The 15,717-nt window shown below is 61.4% G+C and carries 15 protein-coding genes; 8 read left to right on the top strand and 7 right to left on the bottom strand.

Annotated elements, in window-relative coordinates:
* Positions 1 to 64 precede the first annotated feature (64 nt).
* On the bottom strand, positions 65 to 1,375 hold the full coding sequence (locus tag AD670_RS07090) for an MFS transporter (RefSeq protein WP_053129734.1): 1,311 nt from the start codon (positions 1,373 to 1,375) through the stop codon (positions 65 to 67).
* Between the two features lie 173 nt (positions 1,376 to 1,548).
* Between AD670_RS07090 and AD670_RS07095 the strand changes: the two genes are divergently transcribed.
* From AD670_RS07095 to AD670_RS07120, 6 genes are all read left to right on the top strand, one after another.
* Positions 1,549 to 2,655 carry a sugar diacid recognition domain-containing protein gene (locus AD670_RS07095; RefSeq protein WP_053129737.1) on the top strand — a complete coding sequence of 369 codons (1,107 nt, stop codon included), beginning with the start codon at positions 1,549 to 1,551 and terminating at the stop codon, positions 2,653 to 2,655.
* A 91-nt stretch (positions 2,656 to 2,746) separates the two neighbouring features.
* Positions 2,747 to 3,886 (top strand): glycerate kinase, encoded by a 1,140-nt coding sequence (locus AD670_RS07100; RefSeq protein WP_053129742.1) that lies wholly within the window; start codon positions 2,747 to 2,749, stop codon positions 3,884 to 3,886.
* Between the two features lie 102 nt (positions 3,887 to 3,988).
* Entirely contained in the window at positions 3,989 to 5,263 is a 1,275-nt protein-coding gene (locus AD670_RS07105) for an AAA family ATPase (RefSeq protein ID WP_053129745.1), read from the top strand.
* Entirely contained in the window at positions 5,260 to 5,979 is a 720-nt protein-coding gene (locus AD670_RS07110) for a hypothetical protein (RefSeq protein WP_053129748.1), read from the top strand. Before AD670_RS07105 ends, AD670_RS07110 begins: the two co-directional genes overlap by 4 nt.
* 63 nt (positions 5,980 to 6,042) lie before the next feature.
* Positions 6,043 to 7,107 carry a DUF1176 domain-containing protein gene (locus AD670_RS07115; RefSeq protein ID WP_053129751.1) on the top strand — a complete coding sequence of 355 codons (1,065 nt, stop codon included), beginning with the start codon at positions 6,043 to 6,045 and terminating at the stop codon, positions 7,105 to 7,107.
* A gap of 61 nt (positions 7,108 to 7,168) precedes the next feature.
* Positions 7,169 to 7,681 (top strand): GNAT family N-acetyltransferase, encoded by a 513-nt coding sequence (locus AD670_RS07120; RefSeq protein WP_053129754.1) that lies wholly within the window; start codon positions 7,169 to 7,171, stop codon positions 7,679 to 7,681.
* Here AD670_RS07120 and AD670_RS07125 read toward each other — a convergent pair.
* The 3 genes from AD670_RS07125 to ccoN form a co-directional block, all read right to left on the bottom strand.
* A complete protein-coding gene (locus AD670_RS07125) occupies positions 7,678 to 8,370 on the bottom strand; it encodes an aspartate/glutamate racemase family protein (protein ID WP_053129757.1) in 693 nt (230 codons plus the stop codon). The two genes, AD670_RS07120 and AD670_RS07125, sit on opposite strands and share 4 nt — an antisense overlap.
* Before the next feature lie 90 nt (positions 8,371 to 8,460).
* Positions 8,461 to 8,670, bottom strand: a complete 210-nt coding sequence (locus tag AD670_RS07130) for a hypothetical protein (protein ID WP_053129760.1) — start codon at positions 8,668 to 8,670, stop codon at positions 8,461 to 8,463.
* A 1-nt stretch (position 8,671) separates the two neighbouring features.
* The gene (gene ccoN, locus AD670_RS07135; protein ID WP_053129763.1) at positions 8,672 to 10,099 is read right to left on the bottom strand and encodes a cytochrome-c oxidase, cbb3-type subunit I; all 1,428 of its coding nucleotides are present in this window, start codon (positions 10,097 to 10,099) and stop codon (positions 8,672 to 8,674) included.
* Between the two features lie 194 nt (positions 10,100 to 10,293).
* On the opposite strand from ccoN, the gene AD670_RS07140 reads away from it, so the two are divergent.
* Complete coding sequence (locus AD670_RS07140; protein ID WP_053129766.1) at positions 10,294 to 10,788, top strand: hypothetical protein; 495 nt, start codon at positions 10,294 to 10,296, stop codon at positions 10,786 to 10,788.
* Positions 10,789 to 10,921: 133 nt separating this feature from the next.
* Entirely contained in the window at positions 10,922 to 11,593 is a 672-nt protein-coding gene (locus AD670_RS07145; protein WP_053129769.1) for a DUF3313 domain-containing protein, read from the top strand.
* Here the strand turns inward: AD670_RS07145 and AD670_RS07150 are convergent.
* From AD670_RS07150 to AD670_RS07160, 3 genes are all read right to left on the bottom strand, one after another.
* Positions 11,590 to 12,606, bottom strand: a complete 1,017-nt coding sequence (locus tag AD670_RS07150) for a DUF3829 domain-containing protein (RefSeq protein WP_053129776.1) — start codon at positions 12,604 to 12,606, stop codon at positions 11,590 to 11,592. The genes AD670_RS07145 and AD670_RS07150 overlap by 4 nt on opposite strands.
* The gene (locus AD670_RS07155; RefSeq protein WP_053129778.1) at positions 12,603 to 14,150 is read right to left on the bottom strand and encodes a molecular chaperone DnaJ; all 1,548 of its coding nucleotides are present in this window, start codon (positions 14,148 to 14,150) and stop codon (positions 12,603 to 12,605) included. Before AD670_RS07155 ends, AD670_RS07150 begins: the two co-directional genes overlap by 4 nt.
* Before the next feature lie 130 nt (positions 14,151 to 14,280).
* Entirely contained in the window at positions 14,281 to 15,681 is a 1,401-nt protein-coding gene (locus tag AD670_RS07160; RefSeq protein ID WP_053129780.1) for a DUF1254 domain-containing protein, read from the bottom strand.
* Positions 15,682 to 15,717 lie beyond the last annotated feature (36 nt).

The following is a 15,717-nucleotide window of genomic DNA, read 5'->3' on the forward strand; positions in this document are numbered from 1 at the left end:
ACACGGGGCTAAATGTGGGAGGGGGCAAGTCGAATCGTCGCACCGCCCTCCCACATAGACCGCGTTATACCTTCAAGGTCCGCGTCATCCGCAGCGCCAACACACTACCGGCCACAATCACCGCCGCCAGCAGGTACAGCGCCACATCCGTGGATCCGGTGGCATCCTTCACAAAACCGACGATATATGGGCTGAGGAAGCCGGCCATCTGGCCCATGGAGTTGATCAGCGCGAGGCCACCGGCCGCTGCACCGGCACTGAGCATGGCGGTCGGCACCGGCCAGAACATCGGCAGGCCGGTGAGGGCGCCCATGGTGGCGATGGTCAGGCCGAGGATGGCAATAGCCGGCGTTGTGGCGAAGTTCACCGCGATCACCAGGCCGATGGCGCCCATCAACATCGGCACGACAAGATGCCAGCGGCGCTCTTTGCGCAAGTCCGCCGAGCGACCCACCAGCAGCATGAAGACGGCGGCGAGCAGATACGGAATAGCACTGAGCCAGCCGATCACCAGATTATCGCTGAAGCCCAGGTTCTTGATGATCGACGGCAGCCAGAAGTTGATGGCGTACACGCCGCTCTGGATGCAGAAGTAGATCAGTCCGAATGCCCAGATCGCCGGGTTCTTGAACACTTCACCGAGTGAATCGGTGCTGGTTTTCGGCTTGTTCGCCAGGTCGGTGGCCTGGTCGGCTTCCAGCACTGCGCGCTCGTGGGGCTTGAGCCACTTGGCGTGGGCAAAGCTGTCGCTGAGGAGGAAGTAGGCGAGGGCGCCGAGGATCACAGTCGGGATGCCTTGCAGCAGGAACATCCACTGCCAGCCCGCCAAGCCACCTTGGCCGGCAGCGAAGTGGTTGAGGATCCAGCCGGAAAACGGGCTACCAAGCAAACCCGAGACCGGGATCGCCGACATGAACAGCGCCATGATCCGCCCACGGCGGAACGTCGGGAACCACTGCGAGAGGTACAGCACCACACCGGGGAAGAAGCCGGCTTCAGCCGCACCGGTAAACAGGCGCAAGGTGTAGAAATGCGTCGGCGTGGTGACAAACAGCAGGCAGGTGGACAGTGTGCCCCAGACGATCATCATCAATGCAATCCAGCGCCGCGGACCGAACCGGGTCAGCGCCAGGTTGCTCGGCACGCCACACAGCACGTAGCCGATAAAGAAGATCCCGGCACCCAGGCCGTATACGGTTTCGCTGAATTTCAGTGCATCGAGCATCTGCAACTTGGCAAAGCCAACGTTGACCCGGTCGAGGTAGTTGAACAGATAGCAGATGAAAATGAAGGGGATCAAGCGCAGGGTAACGCGCTTGTAGATGGCGTTTTTATCGTCATCGGTGGCCAGTGTGACAGCGGCGCTCTGTGACATGGGAATCTCTCTTTATTATGATTTTTCGCGATGCGAGGGTAACGTTGATCGCCCAACGAGTCTCGGTCACGTGGCGGGGTGCTGTCTTTGTGCTTGCGCACAGTGATGGATACTTTGCGCTGTGCCGATGAACAACCACGCTTTTGAGGACTTTCTTTCAAGGAGATGGCCGCATGTTCGAGCTGGATCATGACCTGGCGCAGGATATTGTCGATAGGACCATGGCGATCCTGCCCTACAACGTCAATGTCATGGACAGCCAAGGCCTGATCCTCGGCAGCGGCGAACCCGAGCGGATCAACACCCGCCACGAAGGAGCACAATTGGTGCTGGCCAATGGTCGCGTGGTCGAGATCGACGGCCAGACTGCCAAGCATCTCAAGGGCGTGCAGCCCGGCATCAACCTGCCGCTGATGCACGATCAGCGCTTGATCGGCGTGCTGGGCATCACCGGCGAGCCGGAGGGCTTGCGCACGTACGCCGAGTTGGTGCGCATGACCGCCGAGATGCTGGTCAGCCACCGGCATCAGCAGGTTGAGCAACAATGGCGTCGCCAGCGGTGCGACGATCTACTGGCCTTGTTGCTGGCCGACGGTGGCGACTCACCGCGCCTGGTCGATGAAGCCCAGCAATTGGGGCTCAAGCCGCAGATGACGCGCACGCCGTACCTGTTCGAACTGGGCGTGGGGCAATCGGCGGACGCTCTGAGCGCCTGGCTGACGTCGCGCTACCCGGACAGTTGGTGCGTCAGCTCGGCGCAGTTTTCCCTGTTGTGGTGCCGACCTGCTGCGGTGCCGGTCGACAATCCGCGCCTGCTGGACAAGCTCGAAAGCCTCGGCTGGAACATCCTGCGCGTGGCCGTGGGCGGACAGGCCGATGGTCTGCCGGGCCTGCGCCGTTGTTATCGGCGCGTCGGCGACTTGCTGGCCTATGGTCGCGATGTGCTGCCGCAGTCGCAGCTGTTGACCCTCAACCGTTACCGCTTGCCCGTGATGCTCTGGCGTCATCGCAACGACGATGCCCTCGACGAACTGCTCAACCCCTTGCGCAAGGTGCTGGCCAAGGACAATAACGGGCAATTCCTCGCCACGCTGCGCAGTTGGTGCGAACACGACGGGCAAAGCCAGGCCTGTGCCGATGCCCTGGGCATTCACCGCAACAGCCTGCGCTACCGCATGGAGCGCATCGCCGAACTCAGCGGCGTCGACCCGTTGACCCTGGATGGCATGCTGGCGCTGTACCTCGGCGTGCAGCTATTGCCCCAGGCTTTGTCGGAATGAACAACAAACCTTACCCGCACTTGTGCATCGGACCGGCGTCATCGGCGGTGCCAACTGGCAGCATGGGCGTCATAAAAACCGGAGAAAGCCCATGAAAATCATCATCGCCCCCGACTCGTTCAAGGACAGCCTGAGTGCCGAGGGCGTCGCCCAGGCCGTTGCCGAAGGGTTGGCGCAGGTCTGGCCGGATGCACAGGTGATCCAGTGTCCGATGGCAGATGGTGGTGAAGGTACGGTGGATGCGGTACTCGCGGCCTGTCACGGCCAATTGCGCCGCCAGGCCGTGCGTGGGCCTCTGGGCGCTGCGGTTGAAGCGCGCTGGGGCTGGTTGGCCGACAGCCACACCGCAATCATCGAAATGGCCGAAGCCAGCGGCCTGCAGTTGGTCCCTCCAGGCCAGCGCGACGCATGCACCACCAGCACCTATGGCACTGGCGAGCTGATCCGCGCGGCCCTGGACCTGGGTGCCCAGCGCATCATCCTGGCGATTGGCGGCAGCGCCACCAACGATGGCGGTGCGGGTGCGATGCAAGCCCTGGGTGTGCAACTGTTCGACGCTGCTGAACAGGCCTTGCCACCCGGAGGCCTGGCCTTGTCACGATTGGCGCATATCAACCTGGAACACCTTGACCCGCGCCTGGCCGAGGTACGCTTTGAAATCGCCGCCGATGTGAACAACCCACTGTGCGGCCCTCACGGCGCCTCGGCGATATTCGGCCCGCAAAAAGGCGCCAACCCCGAGCAGGTGCAACAACTGGACGCCGCCCTCGGCCACTTCGCCGATCACTGCGCCAACGTCCTGCCCAAGGACGTGCGCGACGAACCCGGCAGCGGCGCCGCCGGCGGCCTGGGTTTCGCCGCCAAGGCGTTCCTCGGTGCGCAGTTCCGCGCGGGCGTGGAAGTCGTCGCCGAACTGGTGGGACTTGACGAGGCCGTCCGCGGCGCCGATCTGGTCATCACCGGCGAAGGCCGCTTCGACGCCCAGACCCTGCGCGGCAAAACCCCCTTCGGCGTGGCCCGTATCGCCCGGCAACACAGCGTCCCGGTGATCGTCATCGCCGGCACCCTGGGCGACGGCTATGAGCAGATGTACGCCCATGGCGTGGATGCAGCCTTCGCCTTGCCAAGCGGCCCGATGAGTCTGGAGCAGGCCTGCAGCGAGGCCCCGCGTTTGCTGCGCGAGCGCGCGGCGGATATTGCGCGGGTGTGGCGCGTGGCGGCGCGGGGCTGATAGAGGCAGACCTTGGCGTCGTGACAGATCTGTCGATAATTACTATGATCCGTGCTTACTTTGAAGACTGGCTGACCTGGCCGGGCACGTTGGAAGCCGATCATGCAGATCAAGCGTTTTACTCTCGTCAATTTCCGCGGTATCGAGCACATGGAGCTCGATTTCGAGGGTAAGAAGACTGTCGCTTTGGTGGGCGTCAATGGGGTGGGCAAGTCTTCGATTCTGGATGCGTTGGCGATTACGCTTTCGAATTTGACGGCACGTATGGTTGGTCAACCTTCTAAATCAAGGACGATCTCGAAAGACGACATCAAGGTTGGGGCCGAATACACACGCTTGCACGTGGAGACAAAGCTGTTTGAAAACTACGACGTAGATTGGGCAATTGCCCTGAATCGAAAAGCCGGCAAACATCCACGTGAGCGCAGCAGTGATTTGTCTCGATTGAATGACGCTGCTGATGGCGTTGAATATGGCATCAATCAGCGCGAGTTTGAGGGGGGCGGACCAATAGAATTGCCGTTGGCCGTTTACTATGACGTTCATCGAGCGGTGTTAGACGTACCCTTACGCGTCCGCGAACGTCTGGAAAATGCTATTGCTGAAGGGTATGACGACGCGCTCGGGCATGGCGGCGCCGACTTCAAACGGTTCTTTATCTGGTTCCGTAATCAAGAAGACCTGGAAAATGAAAACAGCAGGGATACCCCTGGCTATAGAGACCCTGCGCTTTCTGTTGTTCGCCGGGCAATTGAAACCTTTACTGGATTCAAGGATGTGCGGATTCGCCGTAAGCCAGCATTGAGAATGACCGTCCTAAAAGGCAGCCTTGAATTCAACGTGTTGCAGCTTTCGGATGGAGAGAAATGTTTGTTGGCATTGGTCGGAGACCTTGCCCGCCGACTTACATTGCTTAATTGTGAAGTAATTGATCCATTAGAAGGAAAGGGTGTTGTCCTAATCGACGAACTGGACCTTCACCTCCACCCAGGTTGGCAACGCACCGTTGTCGCCAACCTGGAAAAAACCTTCCCCAACTGCCAATTCATTATCACCACCCACTCTCCGCAAATACTGGGTGAACTTCCTGCTGAGGCGGTGATGCTGCTCAAGGAGGGCAACTATTTCGGTCATCCGGAGCGCTCACTGGGCCTTCGAAGTGGGGAGGTCATAGAGGAGTTGATGGGTGGGTTGGCCCAAAACCAAGACGTCAGCCAGCAACTCAGAACAATCCACCTTGACCTCGACGACGACAATCTTGAATCCGCCCAGGCTAAACTCGCGAAATTGCGCGAACAGGTCGGAAAAATCCCTGATGTCCTTGAAGCCCAAGCCAGTATTGACTCTCTGAGGTCGCTAGAAGAGGGCGGCGCGTGAGGTCTATCAAAAAAGGCGCCGAGCCACGCGCGCTGATTGAATGGAAAAGAGAAAACCGCAATACGCCGCATAACCTCTACTACGGCAGGGGCAGCAGCTTCCCGAGTGAGCACGTTCGTCAGGCACTCCTGAAGGAGCAGTTTCATTTGTGCGCCTACACCTTGCGGCGGTTGCCCACTGCGACCGAATGCCAGGCAAAGGGGCAGGGCACACAATTCAGCTGCCACATTGAGCATGTCCTTGCACAAACGCATCACGAGGCTGACAGCATCGCCTACGACAATTTGGTGGCGTGTTATCCATCCAGCCAAACCAAGATGGCTTGTGGTTATGGTGCCGTGGAAAAAGCCGACTACGATGTGGCCCGAAAGCCCTTCGTTTCTCCGCTGTCAGCCAATGTCGAGCGCCAGTTTCGATATTCCAGTGATGGCTACGTAGAAGGTCTGACACCTGACGCTGTTGCCACCGTCGAGGTTCTTAAACTCAATCACCCAACGCTGGTAAACGATAGGGCCGCCGTTATTAGAGGTCGATTGCGACCACGCGGCACTCCGATCACTGCCGCTGCTGCCCGGCGCCTGGCAGACGACGTCAATTCACCCGATGCCCAGCATTGCCTTCCCGAATACTGCCAGGCACTCAAGCAACAGGCTGAACGTCACGCACAGCGTCTCGAAAAGTATGCAGCCCGGGTTCGCGGCCAAGCCAGGCCCTGAGTACTACCGTCTTAAACAGTGAACATGGGACAATCCGCGTCTTTTTCGACACGGAGAGTCCCCATGCTGCGCCCCGTCCTCCTGGCTCTGCTGCTGACCGGCACCGCCACCCATGCCTTCGCTCAACCTGCCGCTGAATCCGTGCCGTTGCTGCGGGAAATCAAAAACTGGGTCACCGGTTGCGACAACCTGCGCAATTGCCATGCCCTCAGCGCACCCAGTGGCGTTAATGAAGAAGACTACAGCGGCCTGACCTTACATATCTGGCATCAGGCCGGTCCCGAAGGGCATCTACGCTTGCGCTTTGACCATCGCGGTGAAGCGTTGGACCTGTCGACCTTGCTGTTGGACGGTCAGCCGCTGGTCCTGGAGCTGACCCGGGATTTGCACGTAGAGCTGGATGATCAGGGCGGCGATCCCGAGGTGCAGTCTTACGGTGTGATCGAGGACGCAGCGGCGCGGCGCTGGTTGCAGCGTTTGCGCAGTGGCCAGCGCCTGCAATTGCCGGGGGATGAGCAGGCGCATGTGTCGCTGAGCGGCCTGAGCGCTTCGCTGCTGTTGATGGATGCGGTGCAGGGGCGGGTGGATAACGTGACGGCGCTGGCACGCCCCGGAAAAGCTCCGGCCAGTGAGGTACCGCCGCGCTTGCCGACGCCGGTGTTGCGCAAGTTCCCTGCGCCGCCGGCGTTGACCGCGCAAGAGCAGGCCGGTCTGGTGGCCGCCGCGTTGCAGGCCGTGACGCCGGAGGAGGGGGAGCCCGAGGCAAAGGCCGGGGCGCTGACGGCACAACAGGCGATGACGGTGGTGCGTTACGACTGCGCGGCCTACAACTGTGAGTTCGATGTGGTCAGCCGCCAGCGTCAGGCGCCCTATGCCCAAACGCCGCTGGAGCTTGAGCCCTTGCCCTTGGATGGCGCCGCGCTGCAAGGCTGGGTGGGGTATGACGAAGCCACTGGCACCCTGAGTTATTTCTACAAGCAGCGCGGGATCGGTGACTGTGGCGGCGGTGGCGTCTGGGTGTTTGACGGCAAGGCGTTCCAGCTCAGTGAGTTTCATATGATGCCGCGCTGCACCGGTGTCGGTTACGGCGATTGGCCGTCGTTGTGGACGACTGCGCCAGCGCCCTAGCCAGGGGGCGGGCATGGCCTCTACACTGGCCGGCCACTTGTATTTCAAAGGATGAAACACAATGCACACACCTGAACCCCACATCGTGATCCAGCGCTTTACCGAGGCCCACCTTGACGGTGTGGCGGCGCTCTATAACGAACCGGCCGTGTGCCGGCAGGTGCTGCAGATGCCGTTCCAGTCGGTGGATGTCTGGCGCAAACGCCTGGTCACCGACAACGAACGGCGCCTGCAACTGGTGGCGGTGCACGGCGGTGAGGTGATTGGCCAACTGGGCCTGGAACAGTACCTGCGCGTACGTCAGGCCCATGTCGGGTCGTTCGGCATGGGCGTGGCGACGGCCTGGCAGGGCAAGGGCGTCGGCTCGCGGTTGTTGACGGCCGCGCTGGACGTGGCCGACAACTGGATGAACCTGCACCGGGTGGAACTCACGGTGTACGCCGACAACGAAGCCGCGCACCACCTGTACCGCAAGTTCGGCTTCGAGGTCGAAGGGCGCTTGCGTGACTACGCCCTGCGCGATGGGGTGTTTGTCGACACCCTCAGCATGGCGCGCCTGCGCAAGTCGGCTTAACCCTCCAGCGCAAACGCCACCGCAGCCTGCGCATGCAGCTCGGTGGTGTCCAGCAGCGGCAGGTCGCTGTGTTCGGGCTTGACCAACAGGCTGATTTCCGTGCAACCGAGGATGACCGCCTGAGCGCCGCGTGCGGCCAGGGACTCGATGACCCGCAGGTAGACTTGGCGTGACGCCTCGCTGATCACGCCGACGCACAACTCCTCATAGATGATCCGGTGCACGGCGCGGCGCTCCTCCGCGTCCGGCACCAGCACGGTGAGGCCCTGGGCGGCCAGTCGCGACTTGAGAAAATCCTGCTCCATGGTGAACGCGGTGCCGAGCAAACCGACGGTCAGGGTACCGGCTGCCACCGCCGCCGCAGCGGTCGCATCGGCGATATGCAGGAACGGAATCGACACCGCCGCTTCGATACGCGGCGCCACCAAATGCATGGTGTTGGTACACAGCACCACACACTCTGCGCCGCCCGCCTGCAAACGGCGCGCGGCGTCTTCCAGGATCAGCGCGGCGTCATCCCAGCGCCCGGCATGCTGGGCTTGTTCCACCGGGCCGAAGTCCACGCTGTACATCAACACCTGCGCCGAGCGCAGCGGGCCGAGTTGGTCACGCACGCGCTGGTTGATGATGCGGTAGTACTCGGCGCTGGACTCCCAGCTCATGCCGCCGATAAGGCCGATGGTGCGCATGCGATGCTCCTGACAGGGAAAGTCGCTTCACCTTACCCATCGGCCGCTGAATAGTCATACGCAGTTGCCCGCCAAATGACCGGAGCAGTTTCACATGTCCAGGTTGACCCAGCCCGGCCGGGGTTGCTCCGCTGCAACTGCCTGGATGGGTTTCCCTGTGGCTTGCTCGACGCGCCGAGCCACCTCCGGGTCGTCGGCGAACGGCAACATACTGGCTTCGTCCAGGCTCGTCTCGGATTGCCCACGCAGGCAATACTCCACCGCAGCGTACAGGCACACCACAATCAGGAAGCCCCACATATCAGGCGATCCGCGCATCAAGCTGGGCCACGCTCAGGTCTGCAACCCGCACGGTGCGCCAAGTGTTGTAGGCCATCAGCAACATGCCCGTGAGGAAAAATACTCCCCCCGCAAACCGCACCACAAACCCCGGATGGCTGGCCTGCAAGGCTTCGACAAACGAGTAGGTGAGGGTGCCGTCGTCGTTTACCGCGCGCCACATCAGGCCTTGGGTAATGCCGTTGACCCACATCGAGGCGATGTACAGCACCGTGCCGATTGTCGCCAGCCAGAAGTGCAGGTTGATCAGCGCCACGCTGTGCATCTGCTCGCGGCCGAAGACCTTGGGGATCATGTGGTACAGCGAGCCAAAGGTGATCATCGCCACCCAGCCGAGCGCACCGGCGTGTACGTGGCCGATGGTCCAGTCGGTGTAGTGGGAGAGGGCGTTGACGGTCTTGATCGCCATCATCGGGCCTTCGAAGGTCGACATGCCATAGAACGCCAGGGACAGCACCAGGAAGCGCAGGATCGGGTCGGTGCGCAATTTATGCCAGGCGCCGGACAAGGTCATCATGCCGTTGATCATCCCGCCCCAACTGGGCGCCAGCAGGATCAGCGACATCGCCATGCCCAGCGACTGCGCCCAGTCGGGCAGCGCGGTGTAGTGCAAGTGGTGCGGGCCGGCCCAAATGTACAAGGTGATCAAGGCCCAGAAATGCACGATGGACAGGCGATAGGAGTACACCGGCCGCCCGACCTGTTTGGGTACGAAGTAATACATCATCCCCAGAAAGCCGGTGGTCAGGAAAAAACCGACGGCATTATGCCCGTACCACCACTGCACCATCGCATCGGTCGCGCCGGAATACACCGGGTAGGACTTGAACCAATCCACCGGGATTGCCAGGTGATTGACCACGTGCAGCATGGCGATCACCACGATAAAGGCGCCGAAGAACCAGTTGCCCACGTAGATATGTTGGGTCTTGCGCCGTACCACCGTGGTGAAAAACACAATGGCGTAGGCCAGCCACACCACGGTCATCCACACCGCGCCGGAGAACTCGATCTCGGCGTATTCCTTGGTGGTGGTGTAGCCCAGGGGCAGGCTGACCAGCATGATCACGATCACCGACTGCCAGCCCCAGAAGGTAAACGCGGCGAGGCGGTCGGAAAACAGGCGTACCTGGCAGGTCCGTTGCACCGCGTAATAGCTGGCGGCAAATTGCGCGCTGCCGGCGAAGCCAAAGATCACCAGGCTGGTGTGCAACGGCCGCAGCCGGCCGAACGTGGTCCAGGGCAAGTCCAGGTTCATCTCGGGCCACACCAATTGCGACGCGATCCACACCCCCATGGCCATGCCCACCACACCCCATACGAGGGTGGCGATCACGAATTGGCGGACGACTTTATAGTTATAGGCCTGCTCGATTGTTGCGGTGCTCATGCTCAGTCCTCCCACGGTTCCAAGTGGCGGGCACTGTAGGAAACGCGGGAAAAACAAAACAGGCTCAGAAAAAGCTCATTACAGCGGATCAGTCGACAAGCACGCCCACTGGCCTGTCAGCGTTAATCGTACGGTGAGCGGCCGCATCTGCCATGATCGGGCATCGCAATCTGGCACACCCAAGGAAATCCGCAATGGACGATGTACAGCAACTGGGCGAGATGCTTCGTCATTACGCCGACAGCGAAGCGCACAAGAAGCAGCAGTTCGATGTGCAGTCGGCCCGCTGGGCACAAAAGCTCGACGAGTTGTTCGGGCAGATCGAGCAATGGCTTGAGCCGGTCAAAACCGTCGGCTTGCTGGAGGTGCACCGTGAAGCCTATGTCGCCAGCGGGCCGAGCGTGCCGGTGGAGACCTCGACCTTCAAGACCCAGAAGCTGCTGGTGCAGATCACCGGTAAAACCGTGGAGTTCGTGCCCGAGGTTATGGGGGTGGGTGGCTTGATCTCGGTGTCGGTGATGGGCTTGACCGCTGCCCGGCACGGCAGCGTATCGCTGGTGCTGCCAGCTGAAAAAAACGATTGGTTGTGGAAAAAAACCAACGGCCTGAAAGACCCGGACACCTTTAGCTTTGACGCCAACTTCCTGGCCTCGCAGTTGCAGAGCCTGATCCCCCGCGAACGCTGCTGAGGGCGACCGCTTCGTACAGCGTTGAGGCGGGCTGCGGGTGTGTCAAACATTGGGTGCAAATAAGCATTTTTTGCCCAGGATTGGCTATACCCACAGCTCAATGCCTCAATGATGATCGCCAAGGAGTTCAATGATGAAACTAAGGCTAATGATCAGTACGCTGTGCGTCGCGTCAATTGCTATGGCTGGCTGCGCCAGCAAGGTCACCCAACCGGACGAGTACTCGGGCTTTCTCTCCGACTACAGCCAACTCAAGGAAGCCAAGTCGCCGTCGGGGGCCGAGGTGATGCGCTGGGTCGATCCCAAGCTGGACCTGAGTCGCTACACCGCGGTGTACATCGAACGGACGCAGTTCTACCCCAAGCCCCAGGCCACCGCGAAAATCCCCGACAGCACGCTCAATGGCATCAACACCTACTTCAACCAGGCGCTTAAGCGTGAGCTGGGCAAGTCACTGCCCCTGGCCAACGGTCCCGGCCCCGGTGTGATGGTAGTGCGCGCGGCGATCACCGCCGTCAGCAGCAAGACTGAGAGCCTCAAACCCTATGAATTCGTGCCTGTGGCCCTGGTGGCGGCGGCGGTGAGTACCGGCGCCGGCATCCGCGACCAGGAAACCACCCTCGGCACCGAGGCGCAGTTCCTCGACGGCGCCAACGGCAAGGTGCTTGCCCAGGTAGTGCGAAAAGGCACGGGCAAGCCGCTGTCCAACGACTCGCAGGTGATGAAGGCCGATGACGTGAAAGGCGTGATCGATGGCTGGGCGTCGGACCTGCATCAGTCGTATGTGAAGCTGAAAAAACACTAAAACCCATTGCGTGCCTGGCGGTTGTAGTAGCTGAGCAGGGCGTCGTAGCGACGGGTGACGACGTAGTAGTCGTCACTCAGTTGCTGTGGCGCAGCATGCGCCAGCCAATCCTTGTGCAGCGTTTGCAGTGCCTCAAGGTACGCGTCGACATTGGGCTTCACGCTGTACCAGAGGTAAGCGGCGTCATCATTACGGTCTTTACGCGGAAGGCTGTTCAGGAACGCCTCACTGCCATCGCCGGCCTGCTGCACGCTGTTGGTCAGTGCCGCCAGGGCCTGCGGCGTCAGGCTGGCGTTGCGTACACCCTGGTCGATCTGGTTGACCGCCTGACGCGCCACGATCATGTAATTGAGCACATGCCAATGCAGGTCCTGACCGAAACGCGCCTCCAGCAAGGCCAGCTGTGCCGGGCGCAGGCGCTGTTCTTCACGGTCCAGGGAACGGCGCAGCTCGGCGGATATCGAGGTGTAGTCGGTGCCCTTGCTGATCAGCTCTTTCCTGAGCAATGCCTCCATGTTTTCGTTGAAAAGCCGTTTATAGGCCGCCGACTGGGTGGTCGGATTCGATGGTGCGTTATCCGTGGCGATGGGCGTAAAGATATCCAGGCTCGCCACGAAACGGTCGGTCACCCCGACCAAGCGGCTGCCGGGCTGTTGATGTTCAAGTTTTAGGCTGATCCTGGGGCCGCAGATGTCCTTTTGGATCAGCCGCGCCCGGGGCTCGGTGGTGTCGCCGAACTCGTCGCGATTATTGGGGTAGGCGACGGCCGGCAGGTCTGGCTGTCGCTCGTTGCGTTCAGGGGTGATGAGCCGGTAGTACGTCAGCCGAGTGTCTCGGTCGACTCGGTTGACGCAATCGATGATCGGCGCCAGGGCGCTGGCGGTTGCGGTTTGGGGGCCGTCGCGCTGGTTCCACCACAACTCGACCAGGTGCACTTGCTTGCCCGCAGATGCAAGGCCGAAGAGCCCCATGACCAGTGCAATACCCAAGGCAATAAACCAATTGGAATTCATCGTCCGGCCTCCTGGCCATACCACTGTGCCTGGGTCGCGGGGGCCTGGCAGTGTTCTGCGCTACGCGGCATGCGGCTGCACAGGCGTTCGGTCCACTGTTGCAGGCCCTGGTTGCGGGTGACCCGGTACTGGTTGTCATACAGCTTCAACCCGGCGAAAACGCTGATAACAACAACCACGCAAAATACCCTGGTCACCTTTGCCAATCGCGGCTGTTCGGCGGTCCAGGGTGTATGCCTGTTCGTAAAAGGGCGTTTGACCAGGCCGATGACAGCCAGCACGGCCACCAGCGTGAGGCCGGCGAGTGGGTTGAACAGGTAGCTCAGCAGCGCCACCAACACCATGCCGGGCAGCAGGTCGCGCAGCGGCAACAGCGGCAAATGTGTTGGGCTTAAGCCCCGTGGCAGGCGTTGGCTGAGGTGTTCGTCCTGCACGCGGTATTGGTGCGCCAGCGGGCGCCAGATATGCCAGGCCAGTCCGGCACCAACCACCGCCACCAGTGACCACAGCAGTCCTTTGCCCACCGTGGGCAGCAGGTTACCGGCCAAGGTCTCGGCATTCACCAGGGTCCCCGCCACGCAACTGAGCACCAGCGCAACGATCCAGGGCCAGGTGTCCAGGGCCGAGTCCCAGCCTTGCCAGAAATAAACGCTGCCACCGGGCATGGCTTCGACCAACGCGACATGGTCAGCGTAGAGGGTTGCGCTGAGGCGTTGGCACGCTTCCCAGTCGCTGTCGTTGAAGCGCTGGGCAAAGGCGCGGCGCTGGCCCAGGCTCATGGGCGCCAACAGCAGCCGCGCGGCGCGTTGCTGCGGGCTGTTGGGCGGTTCGGCGGCCAGCGCGTATTGGTGGGCGAGGAAAATCGGGCCTTGCTGGCGCTGCAACAGCCGCGCCCAATCCCCCGCCGGGCAGTCATGACCGGCGCCGCCATGCCAGTGCTGGCCGGCGCACACCGTGTCGAACACTGCGCTCGACCAGTAGTGACTCTGTGCAAGCAGGCGGGCCAGCCAGTGGTTGAACCACTCGGCATGGGGATGATTGTTCACCCAGGGATGTTCGGAACGTGCGGCATAGGCAGCCAGGAAAGCGGCCTCGTCCTGTTGCTCCAGAGCCTGGCGCAACGGGTTCTGTAGGGCGCTGCGGTGCTTGCGCTCGAGCTTTTCGATCAGCTCGTCGGGCAACTCCAGGCGTTGCCAGGCCGTCAGCCAGTTGAAGGTTTCAAAGGCCCAGCGGGCTTCTTCGGGGGTGAGATGCCCCTCGATAGCGCGCAGCAATAGATGGATTTCAAAGTGCAGCGCACTGCCATTGGCCATTGCCGCTTGATACTGCCCGCCCAGGCTAGCGCCCCGGGTTTCGATAACGACTTCGTCAGCGTCCTGCCGGCTTTGGCTCCACTCCAGCGCAGCCTCGTAGGCTTCGCGCAGGCGCTGGAAACCTTCGGGGTCGTCATCCGGCCGGGTTTTCTTCAGTAGCGCCGCATAGGTGCGCTTGATCGTGCGGCTATCGGCATCCGGCGCCAGGCCAAGGACATTCCAGCAAGTCATGTGCAGTGCAACTCCTTAGGCAATCGCGCGCACATTACCTGTTTTACGGGTCGATAAACCAGCGGTAGGCGGGGTTAGCGCTCGCGGCAGGACTGGCCCGGTCTGGCCCTGCGGCGACCGGGCACGGGTGTTACTTAAGCGGCGTCAACGGCGGCAGCTTCCACTGGCCGTTACCCACTTCAGGCTTGGGCAGGTAAATCCGCAGTACGGCGTAAAACGGACCCGGTGGGGCCGGCAGCCAGTTGCTCTGCTCGGCCTTCGGTGGCTCGTGGTGCTGCAAAGCCAGGGTCAGGCCACCGTCGGCGTCCCGCTTGAGGCTGGAGAGCATGCGCGAGTTGATCAGGTAGCGTTTCTTGTGGTTGGGCACCAGTTGCTTGGTCTTGGCGTCGTACATGGTCAGCGACCAGAACGCGTCGGCTGGTGGCAGTTGGTCCTTGGCGAAGTGCACGGTGTAGCTGTGACGTGCGCCGTTGGCGGGCTTGCCTTCGCTGTCGACGACGTAGCTCAGGTGCGCGGCTTCATCGCTGGAGTTGCCGAAAATGCGCAGGTCGGCGCCGGCATAGCGGTACAGGTAGTTGTTGTTCAGGTGGTCGCGGCTGCCGTACAAGTCGCCATTGGTGACCTGGTGCGTGTCGAGCTTGTCCTTTTTGAACGCGGAGAACTCGGCGCGGGCATCGGAGATCCCGTCATCCAGGGCCTTGCGCTGTTCGGCGGTCAACTGGTTGACCTTGAAGGGCGCGCCTGGCGCAATGCCGATCTTGGCAAAGCGCGCCAGCAGGTCTTTCTCACTGTCCTGGGGCGCGGCGAAGGCCAGCATGAAGTTCAGGTAGCGAAACAGCTGCGGGCCTTCGGTCATGGCGGCCATCGGCTTGGGCCACTCGACCTTCGGCGCCTTGGGCGGTGCGGCTTGTTTGACGTAGTTACTCAAGGACTGCACTTTGTAGCCGTTCTGGATCTGCTTGACCTTGTTCAGGTCCTTCTCGTCGAACAACTGCGTGCGGTACAAGGCATAGGCAATGTTGCTTTCGCTGTACACCACACGGTCCACGTCGACCGGCTGCTGACCTTTCCAGTCAGGGCCGGCGATCATGTAATGGCCGCCATTGTTGCCGGTGCTGCGGGTGCCCAGGTAGGCGAAGTTCTGGGTATAGAGGTCGATCAACTGCACCGAGTAGTAACGGTCGTCTTCGATCTTGGGCAGCGTCAGGACCTGGGGCTCGCTGCGCAGGTCCAGCCAGACGAAGGAGTAGGGCGTGTCCGGGTTCGGGGTGACGCCGGCGCTGTCCTTGGGGGTGAAGACCTGGGCAGTGCTGCCGATGTGATTGAACGGTGCCTTGAAGTTGGCACCGCCCTTGTCGACGGCCTGGGTGTAGAGCGTCTTGTACATCTCCACCACCGGGAAGCCATACAGGTAGGCTTCTTTGGCAATGGCACGGGCTTCGCTGGGCGTGGCGGTGAAATCAGCCCAGGCGCCGGTACTCATGAGTATCGAGAGGCTCGCCAACAGCAGGCGCGTCGGTTTTCCAATCATGTTGTTGCGTCCTTCCAAAGTTCGTTTGACTGACGG

The sequence above is a fragment of the Pseudomonas sp. MIACH genome (assembly GCF_001269925.1).
Lineage (GTDB): Bacteria > Pseudomonadota > Gammaproteobacteria > Pseudomonadales > Pseudomonadaceae > Aquipseudomonas.

Coding starts and splice junctions, on each gene's coding strand:
- AD670_RS07090 (WP_053129734.1), bottom strand. CDS start 1,375: ATGTCACAGAGCGCCGCTGTCACACTGGCCACCGATGACGATAAAAAC.
- AD670_RS07095 (WP_053129737.1), top strand. CDS start 1,549: ATGTTCGAGCTGGATCATGACCTGGCGCAGGATATTGTCGATAGGACC.
- AD670_RS07100 (WP_053129742.1), top strand. CDS start 2,747: ATGAAAATCATCATCGCCCCCGACTCGTTCAAGGACAGCCTGAGTGCC.
- AD670_RS07105 (WP_053129745.1), top strand. CDS start 3,989: ATGCAGATCAAGCGTTTTACTCTCGTCAATTTCCGCGGTATCGAGCAC.
- AD670_RS07115 (WP_053129751.1), top strand. CDS start 6,043: ATGCTGCGCCCCGTCCTCCTGGCTCTGCTGCTGACCGGCACCGCCACC.
- AD670_RS07120 (WP_053129754.1), top strand. CDS start 7,169: ATGCACACACCTGAACCCCACATCGTGATCCAGCGCTTTACCGAGGCC.
- AD670_RS07125 (WP_053129757.1), bottom strand. CDS start 8,370: ATGCGCACCATCGGCCTTATCGGCGGCATGAGCTGGGAGTCCAGCGCC.
- AD670_RS07130 (WP_053129760.1), bottom strand. CDS start 8,670: ATGTGGGGCTTCCTGATTGTGGTGTGCCTGTACGCTGCGGTGGAGTAT.
- ccoN (WP_053129763.1), bottom strand. CDS start 10,099: ATGAGCACCGCAACAATCGAGCAGGCCTATAACTATAAAGTCGTCCGC.
- AD670_RS07140 (WP_053129766.1), top strand. CDS start 10,294: ATGGACGATGTACAGCAACTGGGCGAGATGCTTCGTCATTACGCCGAC.
- AD670_RS07145 (WP_053129769.1), top strand. CDS start 10,922: ATGAAACTAAGGCTAATGATCAGTACGCTGTGCGTCGCGTCAATTGCT.
- AD670_RS07150 (WP_053129776.1), bottom strand. CDS start 12,606: ATGAATTCCAATTGGTTTATTGCCTTGGGTATTGCACTGGTCATGGGG.
- AD670_RS07155 (WP_053129778.1), bottom strand. CDS start 14,150: ATGACTTGCTGGAATGTCCTTGGCCTGGCGCCGGATGCCGATAGCCGC.
- AD670_RS07160 (WP_053129780.1), bottom strand. CDS start 15,681: ATGATTGGAAAACCGACGCGCCTGCTGTTGGCGAGCCTCTCGATACTC.